This is a genomic window from Affinirhizobium straminoryzae (assembly GCF_007004135.1).
In the GTDB taxonomy this organism is placed as follows: Bacteria; Pseudomonadota; Alphaproteobacteria; order Rhizobiales; family Rhizobiaceae; genus Neorhizobium; species Neorhizobium straminoryzae.
The window spans coordinates 26,147-39,658 of the sequence record NZ_VJMG01000071.1; the positions used below are offsets into that span (position 1 = coordinate 26,147).

Annotated in this window: 13 protein-coding genes; 11 read left to right on the forward strand and 2 right to left on the reverse strand. The window is 64.2% G+C overall.

The window, feature by feature from the left end:
- The first annotated feature begins 24 nt into the window (after window positions 1-24).
- From FNA46_RS21345 to FNA46_RS21385, 9 genes are all read left to right on the forward strand, one after another.
- Window positions 25-1,344: an ABC transporter substrate-binding protein gene (locus FNA46_RS21345; RefSeq protein WP_143127236.1), complete on the forward strand. Its 1,320-nt coding sequence runs from the start codon at window positions 25-27 to the stop codon at window positions 1,342-1,344.
- Window positions 1,345-1,609: 265 nt separating this feature from the next.
- On the forward strand, window positions 1,610-2,482 hold the full coding sequence (locus FNA46_RS21350) for a carbohydrate ABC transporter permease (RefSeq protein WP_143127237.1): 873 nt from the start codon (window positions 1,610-1,612) through the stop codon (window positions 2,480-2,482).
- A gap of 4 nt (window positions 2,483-2,486) precedes the next feature.
- The gene (locus tag FNA46_RS21355) at window positions 2,487-3,317 is read left to right on the forward strand and encodes a carbohydrate ABC transporter permease (protein ID WP_143127238.1); all 831 of its coding nucleotides are present in this window, start codon (window positions 2,487-2,489) and stop codon (window positions 3,315-3,317) included.
- Window positions 3,318-3,343: 26 nt separating this feature from the next.
- Window positions 3,344-4,342: an ABC transporter ATP-binding protein gene (locus FNA46_RS21360; RefSeq protein ID WP_143127239.1), complete on the forward strand. Its 999-nt coding sequence runs from the start codon at window positions 3,344-3,346 to the stop codon at window positions 4,340-4,342.
- Complete coding sequence (locus FNA46_RS21365) at window positions 4,339-5,115, forward strand: L-iditol 2-dehydrogenase (RefSeq protein WP_143127240.1); 777 nt, start codon at window positions 4,339-4,341, stop codon at window positions 5,113-5,115. Before FNA46_RS21360 ends, FNA46_RS21365 begins: the two co-directional genes overlap by 4 nt.
- A gap of 50 nt (window positions 5,116-5,165) precedes the next feature.
- Window positions 5,166-6,647, forward strand: coding sequence for a mannitol dehydrogenase family protein (locus tag FNA46_RS21370; RefSeq protein ID WP_143127241.1), 1,482 nt, complete (start codon window positions 5,166-5,168; stop codon window positions 6,645-6,647).
- 9 nt (window positions 6,648-6,656) lie between these two features.
- Complete coding sequence (locus FNA46_RS21375) at window positions 6,657-7,367, forward strand: HAD family hydrolase (protein ID WP_143127242.1); 711 nt, start codon at window positions 6,657-6,659, stop codon at window positions 7,365-7,367.
- Between the two features lie 54 nt (window positions 7,368-7,421).
- The gene (locus tag FNA46_RS21380) at window positions 7,422-9,002 is read left to right on the forward strand and encodes an FGGY-family carbohydrate kinase (protein ID WP_143127243.1); all 1,581 of its coding nucleotides are present in this window, start codon (window positions 7,422-7,424) and stop codon (window positions 9,000-9,002) included.
- A 172-nt stretch (window positions 9,003-9,174) separates the two neighbouring features.
- Window positions 9,175-9,921 carry a sulfate transporter family protein gene (locus FNA46_RS21385; protein ID WP_143127244.1) on the forward strand — a complete coding sequence of 249 codons (747 nt, stop codon included), beginning with the start codon at window positions 9,175-9,177 and terminating at the stop codon, window positions 9,919-9,921.
- Here FNA46_RS21385 and nth read toward each other — a convergent pair.
- Window positions 9,874-10,638, reverse strand: a complete 765-nt coding sequence (nth, locus tag FNA46_RS21390) for an endonuclease III (RefSeq protein WP_425468791.1) — start codon at window positions 10,636-10,638, stop codon at window positions 9,874-9,876. The genes FNA46_RS21385 and nth overlap by 48 nt on opposite strands.
- 52 nt (window positions 10,639-10,690) lie before the next feature.
- Here nth and FNA46_RS21395 point away from each other — a divergent pair, with 52 nt between their 5' ends.
- Window positions 10,691-11,185, forward strand: coding sequence for a DUF2244 domain-containing protein (locus FNA46_RS21395; protein ID WP_143127246.1), 495 nt, complete (start codon window positions 10,691-10,693; stop codon window positions 11,183-11,185).
- Between the two features lie 38 nt (window positions 11,186-11,223).
- Here the strand turns inward: FNA46_RS21395 and FNA46_RS21400 are convergent, their stop codons facing one another.
- Window positions 11,224-12,468: a hypothetical protein gene (locus FNA46_RS21400; RefSeq protein WP_185969944.1), complete on the reverse strand. Its 1,245-nt coding sequence runs from the start codon at window positions 12,466-12,468 to the stop codon at window positions 11,224-11,226.
- A gap of 259 nt (window positions 12,469-12,727) precedes the next feature.
- Here FNA46_RS21400 and FNA46_RS21405 point away from each other — a divergent pair.
- Window positions 12,728-13,512 (forward strand): metal ABC transporter substrate-binding protein (locus tag FNA46_RS21405; RefSeq protein ID WP_143127248.1); only part of this gene is annotated, 785 nt, incomplete at its 3' end.

Below are 13,512 nucleotides of genomic sequence, written 5' to 3' on the forward strand. Positions count from 1 at the left end.
TTTCCGTTCTTCTGGGAGGAAGAGATGACATTGAAGACCATTTTGCTCGGCGCAGTCTCTGCGCTGGCCCTGTCCGGTATTGCCTCGGCCGAGACGCTGACCATTGCGACCGTCAACAATGGCGACATGATCCGCATGCAGAAGCTGACGGATGACTTCAAGGCGAAGAACCCCGGCATCGACGTGCAGTGGGTGACGCTTGAAGAAAACGTGCTGCGCCAGCGCGTGACGACGGATGTGGCGACCAAGAGCGGTCAGTACGACATCATGACCATCGGCATCTACGAAGCGCCGATCTGGGGCAAGCAGGGCTGGCTGGCCCCGCTCGACAAGCTCTCCGCCGATGCCAGATATGATGCCAACGATCTGCTGCCGCCGATCCGCTCCGGCCTCACCGTCAACGGCAAGCTCTATGCCGCGCCCTTCTACGGCGAAAGCTCGATGGTGATGTACCGCAAGGACCTGTTCGACAAGGCCGGCCTGAAAATGCCGGATGCCCCGACCTGGACCTTCATCGCGGACGCGGCCCGCAAGATCACCGACAAGTCGACCGAGACCTACGGTATCTGCCTGCGCGGCAAGGCCGGCTGGGGCGAGAACATGGCCTTCCTGACGGCAACGGCCAATTCCTTCGGTGCCCGCTGGTTCGACGAGAACTGGAAGCCGCAATTCGACCAGCCGGAATGGAAGAACACGCTCGACTTCTACGTCAAGCTGATGAAGGACGCCGGCCCTCCGGGCGCTTCCTCCAACGGCTTCAACGAAAACCTCGCGCTGTTCCAGACCGGCAAGTGCGGCATGTGGATCGATGCAACCGTGGCGGCCTCCTTCGTGACCAATCCGAAGGAATCGAAGGTGGCCGACAAGGTCGGCTTCGCGCTCGCCCCGGACAATGGTCTTGGCAAGCGCGGCAACTGGCTGTGGTCGTGGAACCTCGCCATCCCGGCCGGCTCCAAGAAGGTCGAGGCGGCCGAAAAGTTCATCGCCTGGGCCACCAGCAAGGACTACCTGAACCTCGTTGCGGAAAAGGAAGGCTGGGCCAACGTTCCTCCGGGCACGCGCACCTCGCTCTACCAGAACGCCGAGTACCAGAAGGCAGCGTCCTTTGCCAAGATGACGCTCGACTCCATCAACTCGGCCGATCCGAAGAAGCCCTCGGTCAAGCCGGTTCCGTATGAAGGCGTGCAGTATGTGGCGATCCCGGAATTCCAGGGCATCGGCACGGCGGTCGGCCAGCAGTTCTCCGCAGCGCTCGCCGGTCAGGTGACCGTCGATCAGGCCCTGCAGAGTGCCCAGCAGCTGACCGAGCGCGAGATGAAGAAGGCCGGTTATCCCAAGAAGTAAGGCTGCCGGCTTGGGGGAGCTTGCTCCTCACCCTAGCCCTCTCTCCGTGAACGGGGAGAGGGAACCGGCAAGATCCTGGTCTTGCAGATAAAACCCCTCCCCAACCCCTCCCCACAAGGGGGAGGGGCTTAACCCGCAGCACTCACCGCGCTCTTCATTTGGGGCAGGAGGATGCCGCACGGTTTCTCCCCCCTTGTGGGGGAGATGGCGGCAGCCAGAGGGGGAGGTTCTCAACAAAGTTGAACAGAACAAGAGGCGGGCTCTCATGGCGACGACCCACACCCGTTCGGCAGCACGCCTGATGATGGCTCCTTCCGTCATCCTGCTGTTTGCCTGGATGATCGTGCCGCTCGGCATGACCATCTATTTTTCCTTCCTGCGCTACAATCTCCTGATGCCGGGCATGGAGGAGTTCACGGGCTTCCTGAACTATTCCTTCTTCCTGAGCGATCCCGCTTTCTTCGATGCGCTGACCAACACGCTGCTGCTGGTCGGGGGCGTGCTTGCCATCACCATCATCGGCGGCATCGCCTTTGCGCTGCTGCTCGACCAGCCGATCTTCGGGCAGGGCATCGTGCGCATCCTGGTGATTGCGCCCTTCTTCGTGATGCCGACCGTGTCGGCGCTCGTCTGGAAGAACATGTTCATGAACCCGGTGAACGGGCTGCTCGCGTGGATTGCCCGCAGCCTTGGCTTCCAGCCGGTCGATTTTCTTGCCAGCGTGCCGCTGCTGTCGGTCATCATCATCGTCGCCTGGCAGTGGCTGCCCTTTGCGACGCTGATCATGCTGACCGCCCTGCAATCGCTTGACGAGGAGCAGAAGGAGGCGGCGGAGATGGATGGCGCCGGCTTCGTGTCCCGCTTCATCTATATCGTGCTGCCGCACATGGCGCGCGCCATCACCGTCGTCATCCTGATCGAAACCATCTTCCTGCTGTCCGTCTTCGCGGAAATCCTCGTCACCACCAATGGCGGGCCGGGCACGCAGAGCACGAACCTCACCTATCTCGTCTATGCCCAGGCGCTGCTGCAGTTCGATATCGGCGGGGCATCCGCCGGCGGCATCGTGGCGGTCATCCTCGCCAATATCGTCGCGATCTTCCTCGTGCGCCTCATCGGCAAGAATCTGGAGGCCTGAGACCATGGCACGCAAGGTTTCCACCCGCCGCAAGCTCGTCATGAGCGCCATCGCCTGGACGCTCGGCATCCTGATCTTCTTCCCGATCCTCTGGACGGTGCTGACCAGCTTCAAGTCGGAAGGCGATGCAATCGCCTCGCCGCCGGTCTTCCTGTTCTTCCACTGGACGACGGAAAACTATGCCGAGGTGCAGAGCCGCTCGGATTATGTCCTGCACTTCTGGAACTCTGTGGTCATGTCGCTCGGCTCCACGCTGCTCGGTCTCGTCATCGCCATTCCCGCCGCCTGGGCCATGGCCTTTTCGCCGACCAGGCGCACCAAGGACGTGCTGATGTGGATGCTCTCCACCAAGATGATGCCGCCGGTCGGTGCGCTGATTCCGATCTACCTGATCTTCCGCGACGTCGGCCTGCTCGACACGCGCATCGGCCTGGTCGTGGTGCTGACGCTGATCAACCTGCCGATCATCGTGTGGATGCTCTACACCTACTTCAAGGAAATCCCCGGCGAGATTCTTGAGGCCGCCCGCATGGATGGCGCCTCGCTTGCCAAGGAGATCGTCTATGTGCTGACGCCGATGGCGATCCCCGGCATCGCCTCGACGCTGCTCCTCAACATCATTCTCGCCTGGAACGAGGCCTTCTGGACGCTGAACCTCACCACGTCGAAGGCCGCACCCCTGACAACCTTCATCGCCTCCTATTCCAGCCCGGAAGGTCTCTTCTACGCCAAGCTCTCGGCCGCCTCGACCATGGCGATCGCCCCGATCCTGATCCTCGGCTGGTTCAGCCAGAAGCAGCTCGTGCGCGGCCTGACCTTCGGCGCGGTGAAATAGGCAGCGGATACAAAAGGAAAACGAAGATGGGCAGTATCACTCTGCGCAATGTCTCCAAGGTCTTCGGCGAAGCGAAGGTCATCCCCTCGATCGATCTCGACATCAATGACGGCGAATTCGTCGTCTTCGTCGGCCCGTCCGGCTGCGGCAAGTCCACGCTCCTGCGATTGATTGCCGGCCTGGAGGATGTGTCCGGCGGCCAGATCGTCATCGACGGGCAGGACGCGACGGAGGCGGCGCCCGCCAAACGCGGGCTTGCCATGGTCTTCCAGTCCTATGCGCTCTACCCGCATATGAGCGTGCGCTCCAACATCGCCTTTCCGCTCAAGATGGCCAATATCGACAAGGCGGAAATCGACCGCAAGGTGAACGATGCCGCCCGCGTGCTGAACCTCACCGACTATCTCGACCGCAAGCCGCGCCAGCTCTCCGGCGGCCAGCGCCAGCGCGTGGCGATCGGCCGCGCCATCGTTCGCCAGCCAAAGGCCTTTCTGTTCGACGAGCCGCTGTCGAACCTCGATGCGGCGCTGCGCGTCAACATGCGCCTTGAAATCAGCGAGCTGCACCAGACGCTGAAGACGACGATGATCTATGTGACCCACGATCAGGTGGAGGCCATGACCATGGCCGACAAAATCGTGGTGCTGAACCGCGGCCGTATCGAACAGGTCGGCTCGCCGCTCGATCTCTACCGCAAACCCGCCAATCTCTTCGTCGCCGGCTTCATCGGTTCGCCACGCATGAACCTGATCGAGGGCGATTATGCCCGCGCGAAGGGGGCAAAGACGGCCGGCATCCGGCCCGAACATATCGGACTGTCGCGCGAGGCCGGCACGTGGGACGGCGTGGTCACCATCGCCGAGCATCTCGGCTCCGACACCTTCATGCATGTGGAAGTCTCCGGCATCGGCACGCTCACCGTGCGCGCCGGCGGCGAATTCGGCTGCCGGCATGGCGACCGCGTGTTCCTGACGCCCGATGAAAGCAAGCTGCACCGCTTCGACGACAAGGGACTGGCGCTATGACCGGCAGACTGCACGACAAATCCGCCATCATCACCGGTGCTGCCCGCGGCATCGGCCGCGCCTTCGCGGAAGCCTATGTGCGGGAGGGCGCCACCGTCGCCATCGCCGACATCAACCTCGCGCGCGCCCGCCAGACGGCGGACGAGATCGGGCCTAAAGCCTATGCGGTGGAACTCGACGTGACGCAGCAGGCGTCCATCGATGCGGCGATCCGCGCCGTCGAGGAAAGGGCCGGTGGCATCGACATTCTGATCAACAATGCCGCGCTCTTCGACATGGCGCCGATCGTCGAGATTTCCCGTGACAGCTACGAGCGGCTGTTCTCGATCAATGTCGCAGGCTCCCTGTTCATGCTGCAGGCGGCCGCCCGCTCCATGATCGCGCGCGGTAAGGGTGGCAAGATCATCAACATGGCAAGCCAGGCGGGCCGGCGCGGCGAAGCGCTGGTTGCCATCTACTGCGCCACCAAGGCGGCGATCATCTCGCTCACCCAGTCGGCCGGGCTCGACCTCATCCGGCACGGCATCAATGTCAACGCGATTGCGCCCGGCGTGGTGGACGGCGAGCACTGGGATGGCGTGGATGCGCTGTTTGCCCGCTACGAGAACCGCCCGCTCGGCGAAAAGAAGCGGCTCGTCGGCGAGGCCGTTCCCTTCGGCCGCATGGGCACGGCTGCGGATCTCACCGGCATGGCCGTGTTCCTCGCCTCCGCCGAGGCCGACTACATCGTCGCCCAGACCTACAATGTCGATGGCGGCAACTGGATGAGCTGAGTTGAAGCCTCCGACCCGTTTCTGCCGTTCACTTTTCAGGACGTGACCCCATGACCATCAAGCTTTCCCGCGCCACCCTGTCCGAGATCGCCGCCACGGCGACCGTGCCGGCCTACGACCAGAAGACGCTGTCGCCCGGCATCCTGCATTTCGGCGTCGGCAATTTTCACCGCGCCCATCAGGCGGTCTATCTGGATGATCTCTTCAACGAGGGGCTCGACCACGACTGGGGCATCGTCGGCGCCGGCGTTCTGCCCTCCGATCAGGCCATGCGCGACAAGCTTGCGGCGCAGGATTTCCTGACGACGGTGGTGGAGCAGGACAACAACCGCACCGCCGCCCGCGTCACCGCGCCGATGATCGACATCCTGCCGGTCGGCGATGCGGGCGCGATCATCGCGGCGCTCAGCGATCCGAAGATCCGCATCGTCTCGATGACCATCACCGAAGGCGGCTATTTCATCGATGCGGAAGGGCATTTCAACCCGGCCCATCCCGCCATCCAGGCCGATGCCGCAACGCCTGACCAGCCGAAAACGGTGTTCGGGCTGATCATCGCCGGTCTGAAGGCGCGGCGCGACAAGGGCGTCGCGCCCTTCACCGTGATGTCCTGCGACAACATTCCGGGCAATGGCCATGTGACGGAAAACACGGTCTGCGGGCTCGCCCGTCTCTCCGATCCCGCCTTTGCCGAGTGGATCCACGAGAATGTGAGCTTTCCGAATTCCATGGTCGACCGCATCACGCCCGCGACCGGCACCCGCGAGATCGACATTCTGGCGCAGGATTTCGGTGTCGAGGACAACTGGCCGGTGTTCTGCGAGGAGTTCAAGCAGTGGGTGATGGAAGACCGCTTCCCGGCCGGCCGCCCGCTTCTCGAACGGGCCGGCGTGCAGTTCGTGCCGGATGTCGCGCCGTACGAGCTGATGAAGATCCGCATCCTGAACGGCGGCCATGCCGCGATTGCCTATCCGGCGGCGCTGCTCGACATCCATTTCGTGCACGAGGCCTTGGAGCATCCGCTGATCCGCGCCTTCCTCGCCAAGCTCGAGAGGGAAGAGATCATCCCCATCGTGCCGCCGGTGCCGGACACCGATCTCAACGCCTATTTCGAACTGATCGAGCGGCGCTTCCTCAATCCGAAGATCGGCGACACCATTCCGCGTCTGGCGCAGGACGGTTCGAACCGCCAGCCGAAATTCATCCTGCCCTCCACCGCCGACCGGCTGGCGCGCGGCGAGGATATCGTCGGCCTGTCGCTCGTCTCGGCGCTGTGGTGCCGCTACTTTGCCGGCACCAGCGACAGCGGCAAGGCAATCGTCTTCAACGATGCGAGTGCTGAAAAACTTCAGGCGGCGGCGCTTCAGGCGCGTCAGGATCCGATGGCCTTCCTCGCCTTCGACGAGATCTTCGGCGCCGTGTCCGGTTCGCAACATTTCCGCACCCGCTTCGCGCATGCGCTCGAAACCCTGTGGACGGAGGGCACTGCCCGCACGCTGCAGCTCTATCTTGATGACCGTCTGGCGGGCTAGAGTCATGCCATGGAACAGATGCGGCAACCCCTGGTGATCTTCGACTGCGACGGCGTGCTGGTGGACAGCGAGCCCTTGTCCATCCGCGTTCTCATCGATGCGGTGAAGGCGCATGGCGGGGAGCTTGGCGAGCAGCAGGCCTACCAGCGCTTCCTCGGGCGCAGCATGGCGCATATGGTGTCGGTGCTGGATGCGGATTTCGGCATCCATGCGGATGCCGCCTTCCTGGAACGCATGCGCCAGGATCTCTATCGCAGTTTCGAGGCGGATCTCCAGCCGATTGCCGGCATTGCGGATGCGCTCTCCGCCATGCCCTGGCGTCGCTGCGTGGCCTCGTCCAGCCAGCCGGAGCGCATCCGTCTGTCGCTCGGCCTCACCGGGCTTCTCGGCTTCCTCGAACCGCATGTCTACAGCGCCAGCATGGTGGCAAACGGCAAGCCGGCGCCGGATCTTTTCCTGCATGCCGCCCGTGAAATGGGGGCGGATCCGGCCGATTGCATCGTCATCGAGGATAGCCCCGCCGGCATTCTGGCGGCGCAGCGCGCTGGCATGGCGGTGTTTGCCTTCACCGGCGGATCGCATGCGGACCGGGAGGAATACCGCACCGAAATTGCGGCACTTTCGCCCGATGTGGTGTTTGACGCCATGCCGGATTTGCTCCACCTTATCGCCAACTACATATCGGATCCCGCAGGCCGGCCGACGGTCGCGGCGCCCTGAGCGCCGATTGCACGGCCTGAACGGCGATCCACCAAGGATGGGAAACAGGACCTGATGCGGGAACTGGTGGTGGCGGTCGATGTGGGAACGACCAGCGCACGCGCGGGCGTGTTCAACCGTCACGGCAGGCTTCTGGCGCGCAGCCGTCACCCGATCCTGATGCGGCGTGACGGCGATCACATCGCCGAGCATGATTCCGAGGATATCTGGCGGGCCACCTGTCAGGCGGTAAAGGCCGCGATGGCGGAGGCCGGGGCAAAGCCGGAACAGGTTGCAAGCCTCGGCTTCGACGCGACCTGTTCCCTGGTGCTGCGCGACCGGGACGGCAAGCCGCTCAGCGTGTCCGCTACCGGCGACGACCGGCTGGACACCATCGTCTGGCTCGATCATCGCGCAGTGGAGGAGGCCGAGCGGCTGAATGCCAGCCGCCACCCGGTGCTGGATTTCTGCGGCGGCGCCCTGTCGCCGGAAATGCAGCTGCCGAAGCTTGCCTGGATCAAGCGGCACATGCCGCGCAGCTGGCAGAAGGCCGGCTATTTCTTCGATCTCGCCGATTTCCTCACCTGGCGGGCCACGGGCTCGACGGCGCGGTCCCGCTCCACACTCACGGCCAAGTGGAATTTCCTGGCACACGAGCAGGCTGGCTGGCAGCGGGATTTCCTGGCACTTGCCGGGCTGGACGACATGGTGGGGCGTGGGGCCCTGCCGCAGACGACGCTGCCGGTCGGCGGTCTGGTCGACCGGTTGAGCGACGGGGCCGCCGCAGAGCTTTGCCTCACCACCGGCTGCCTCGTGACGCCCGGCATCATCGATGCCTATGCCGGGGCGCTCGGCGCACTTGGCACCGCCATCGGCCGGGCGGGGGAGGGCGGCGATCTGGCGCTGGTCGGCGGCACATCCAGCTGTCTCGTTGCGCTGTCTGCCACGCCGATCTTCACCGACAGCCTGTGGGGCCCCTTCCGCGGCGCGCTGTTGCCGGATCTCTGGCTGGTCGAGGGCAGCCAGTCGGCGGCCGGAGCGCTGCTCGATCATGTGGTGCGCATGCATGCGGCGGGTGGCGAGCCGACCCCTGCCACCCACCAGCGCATCATCGACCGCATCGCCGTGCTGCGCGAAGGCGAGCCCTATCGGCTCGGCGAGCGGCTGAACATCCTGCCGGATTTCCACGGTAACCGCGCCCCGCTCGCCGATCCGCGCGCCACCGGCACGATTTCGGGTCTGACGCTCGATACCTCCTTCGACGGTCTCTGCCAGCTCTACTGGCGCAGTTGCGTGGCGCTGGCTCTCGGCATCCGCCACATTCTGGAGACCATGAAGACCGCCGGGCATGCGGTGGAGATGCTGCATGTGGCGGGCGGACATGCGCTCAATCCGCATCTGGTGGAACTCTATGCGGATGTCACCGGCTATCCGGTGCGGCTGCCCTCGGCGCCGGATGCGGTGCTGCTCGGAACCGCGATGGCCGCCTCGGTGGCCGGTGCCCTGCATGCGGATCTCACCTCCGCCGCCGCCGCCATGGATCAGGGCGGCACGGTGCGCCTGCCGGAAGGCCGCGCGCATCCGCATTACGAGCGTGATTACCGCCGCTTCCTCGCCATGCAGCGCCACCGGACGGAACTGGAAGCAATCCGCTGAGATCCGCCGCCTTGTGCGGCGGGCTGCGTGCACCTACATCCAGCCGAAAGCAGGTCCGGCGAACGCGGAAACCGATTTCGCCGGCGAAACTGCGCCACACCAAACAGACAGGGTGTTTCGGGCATCTCCGCTGTTGCCTGAAGCGTTCTGGACCACCGGAGCCGACCGTCTGATGATTCTCGACGCCGCACGCCTTTCGCTTCTCAATCTCTTCGCGCCGGAAACGCGCCGGGTGTTCTGGAAGGTTCTGGGCCTGACGATCCTGGTGCTGATCGGCCTCTGGCTTGCCCTGCGCGGCGTCTTCATCGGCTATGTCTGGCCCTATTTCGCGGACCTTCTGCCGACGGTGCCGGACTGGGCCGGCTGGCTGACCTTCGTCTTTGCCATCGTCGCCGGCATCGGGCTGGCGCTTGGTCTTGCGCTGCTGATTGCACCGGTCACGGCGCTGATTGCCGGCCTGTTCCTTGATGACGTGGCCGAAGTGGTGGAACAGCGTGACTACCCGGCCGATCCGCCGGGCACGGCCATGCCGATGGGGCGCGCGCTCATCGAATCCGTGCAGTTTCTCGGCGTCGTCATTCTCGGCAACCTGGTGGCGCTGTTCCTGCTGCTGGTGCCGGGCGTCAATCTCGTCGCCTTCTTCCTCGTCAACGGCTATCTGCTCGGACGCGAGTTCTTCGAGTTCGCCGCCATGCGCTTTCGCCCGCCGGAAGAGGCCAAGGCCTTTCGCCAGAAGCACAAGGGCACGGTGTTTCTCGCCGGCCTGCTGATTGCCGGGTTCCTCGCCATCCCGATCCTCAACCTGCTGACACCGCTGTTTGCCGCCGGCCTGATGGTGCACCTGCACAAGGCGATCAGCAGGCGCGATCCCTCATTCGCCCTCGGTGAACGCCTCCGTCCCGATCGTCTGCGCGGCTAGTTCGACAAGCGGCGCCGGCACGTCGCAGGTCTTGTCCGGAGCGCGACAGAGATCGGCGATCACGCAGCGTTCGCATTCCGGCTTGCGGGCCTTGCAGGTGTAGCGCCCGTGCAGGATCAGCCAGTGATGCGCGTGGAACAGGTATTCCTTCGGGATGACCCGCAGCAGGTTCTCCTCCACGGCATCCGGTGTGCTGCCCGGCGCCATCTTCAGCCGGTTGGCAATGCGGAACACATGGGTATCGACGGCAAGCGTCGGAATGCCGAAGGCCATCGACATCACCACATTGGCCGTCTTGCGCCCCACGCCCGGCAGCCGGGTCAGCTCGTCCCGCGTCTTCGGCACTTCGCTGCCGAAGTCCTCGATCAGCATCTTCGACAGGGCGATGACGTTCTTTGCCTTGTTGCGGTAAAGCCCGATCGTCTTGATATGTGCGATCACGCCCTCTTCGCCGAGCGCCAGCATCTTTTCCGGCGTGTCGGCGATCTGGAACAGCTTTCGGGTGGCGCGGTTGACGCCGACATCCGTTGCCTGCGCCGAAAGCGCCACGGCCACCACCAGCGTGAACGGGTTCACATGCTCCAACTCGCCCTTCGGCTCCGGACGCTGCACGGAAAAGCGGCGGAAGATCTCCTGCATCTCCGCCTTCGTATAGGCACTGCGGGCATGGCGGCTGCGGCCTCTCGCCGCGCCATTTGACTTTTGCGAAGTTTGCATGTGGGATTGCAGTCTATCAGTTGCCATATGCACTTCTATGACAAGCCACGGGATGGAAGGCAACGTGGAGAGAGACGACGAGCCACCGGTTTTCGCAGCCGAACTGACGCCCTATCGATCGCTGGGGCGGCAGGGCTATCGCGTGCTGCTTGGTCTGACCGGCGCCATCTGCCTGCTGCACGGCCTTTTCTTCCTGACGACCGGCGCCTGGCCGATCGTCTTCTTCTTCGGTCTCGATTTCATGCTCCTGTGGGGGGCCTTCTGGCTGAACTACCGCGCCGGCCGCGCCCGTGAGGAGGTGACGGTGTCGCGTACCGATGTGGCGATCCGGAAATTCTCACCCGCGGGCCGTATGGTGGAACATCACTTCAACCCGTTCTGGGCACGTTTTCGCGTGCGCCGACACCACGAGTTCGGCATCACATCCATGCATGTGACAGGCGAGGGGAGACGCACCGATATAGGCGCCTTCCTCAACCCCGATGACCGGGAAAGTTTCGCCAAGGCCTTTCGCGGCGCGCTGGCCACGGTGAAGCAGCGGATCTGAGACCCGTCCTCATTTGTCCGCCATCGCCTGTGGCAGGTTCAGTGAACGACACGGGCAGGCTTGGGTGAGGCGCTCCTGGCCGGGGCCGTCGGCTGAGGTGTCGGGAGAGTGTCCGGTGTGGCATCGTCTGGTCCCGCCGCCGGCCCATGCGCGGGGTCGGCCTGTACCGGCGCCTGGGCTACCGGCGCCGCGGTTGCGGGAGCTGCAACCTTCATCGGGTCGATGCCGTCGGCCGGAGCCTTGGCGGTTTCGCCAGCGGCTTCTGTCGCCACTGGCCTGGCCACCGGTTCCGCCACCACGGCCTTCTCTTCGCCGCCGCCGAAGATCATCCCCTTCATTCGTGCCACGATACCGGGCTGTTCGACCGGTTCCGCCGCCGGCTTGTCTGTCGCGGCATGGTCCGTCGCAGCCGCTGTTTCGCCCGGCTGTTCGCTGGCCGCCGGTGCGTCCTTCTTGCCGCTGCCGAAGATCATGCTGGTGATCGAGCCGAGAAGGCCGCCGCTGCCGCTCTCGCCGTCCGGTGCCTTTGCTGCGGGTTCGCCGCCATGATCGCCGGCGGCCGGTGCGGGTTTGTCGCCGCCGCCATGGCCGTCATCGGCCTTCTTGTCGCTCGCAGAGCCGTGGCCCGCGGCCTCGCCATGCCCGCCGCCGCCACCATGGTCGCTGCTCTTCTTGCCCTTCTTGCCGCCGCTGCTGCCATGCGGGTCTGCGGCCGGTTCGGTCACCGGCATCACGCAATCGGCCTTGTCGGTCAAAGATGCGGCCAGCTTTTCCATGTCTTCCTCGGGGGGATCGATCCGCATGCCGAAGAATTCGCCGCTGCTGTTGGCCTTGCCGTCCACGTAGAAGGCAGAGAATGAGGTTTCGGAGGGCACCGGCGACCGCGCAAGATCGGGAATGTAGACAACCTGCGCGCCAATCGCCCGGCCGCGCATCTGCGAACGCTGGGTGGGGCCGGCCTTGTCGAGAACGGTCACCTGGATGAGGTCGGCCTTCTCGCTTTCCTGCAGGGATTTGGCAACGCGCAGCGCCGTCTTCAGCCGCGCCGGTCCATCGCCACCTTCGGTGAAGACGTATTTGCGGACCCAGGATCTCTGCTCGCGCTTGATCTTCACGAGCTGCGCCGTCGTGCATTTCAGGCCGTTCACTTCCTCGTAGGACGGTCCAAGAATCTTGTCCGGACCGATGTAGAGCGCCACGGCGCCGCTGCCGCCGCCCAGCACGACAATGCCGCCCAGCACGATCACGAGCTTTCGTGACAGCCTGATCTTGAGGCCTTTCACGCCCGGAACTCCGGCATGCTGAACTCCACTCAACGCAAAACTGAAACCATGGTAGTGCCCATCATCCTCCGTCATGAGCGTTGAAGAAGCTTTAAGCCCGCATGGCTGCTTGCCGCGCCCCCCGTCTGCCTGCGTCCCCCGGCCGTTGATGACGAAGCGCTCACGTTGCTGCGAATGATTTGCAATAGCGTTGACAACGCTGACAAAGGCGTTAGCTTGTATTGCAAATGAGTTGCAAGAGAGGGTTAATGCCGTGCGAATGCGCCTGCTTGCTGCCCTGTCGCTGACGGTTGCCGGCCTTCTGGCCGCGCCGGTCTGGGCAGCCGATAAGCCGAAGGTGGTCACCACCTTCACCATCATCGCCGACATGGCGAAGAACGTGGCAGGCGATGCCGCGGAGGTGGAAAGCATCACAAAGCCTGGCGCGGAGATCCACAACTACCAGCCCACCCCACGCGACATCTTGCGTGCTCGCGATGCGGATCTGGTGCTGCGCAACGGCCTGAACCTTGAGCAGTGGTTCGAGAAGTTTCTTGCCAATCTCGGCAAGGTGCCGAGTGTCACGGTGTCCGACGGCATCGACCCCATGGCGATTGCCGGCGGCGCCTATCAGGGCAAGCCCAATCCGCATGCCTGGATGTCACCCGCCAACGGTCTGATCTATGTGGAGAATATCCGCGCCGCGCTGAGCCGCATCGATCCCGCCCATGCCGATGTCTACGCCGCCAATGCGAAGGCCTATTCCGACCAGATCCGCGCTACCGTGCAGCCGATCCACGAACGGCTGGCCGCCCTGCCCGAGGGCAAGCGCTGGCTTGTCACGAGCGAAGGTGCCTTTTCCTATCTCGCCCGCGATTTCGGCCTGAAAGAGCTTTATCTCTGGCCGGTGAACGCCGACAGTCAGGGCACGCCGCAGCAGGTGAAGGCCGTGATCGATGCCATGCGCGACAACCGCATCGCGGTCATCTTTTCCGAAAGCACCGTCTCCGCCGATCCGGCAAAACAGGTGGCACCCGTTTCGCGCGCCACCTGTTTTGCCGGATC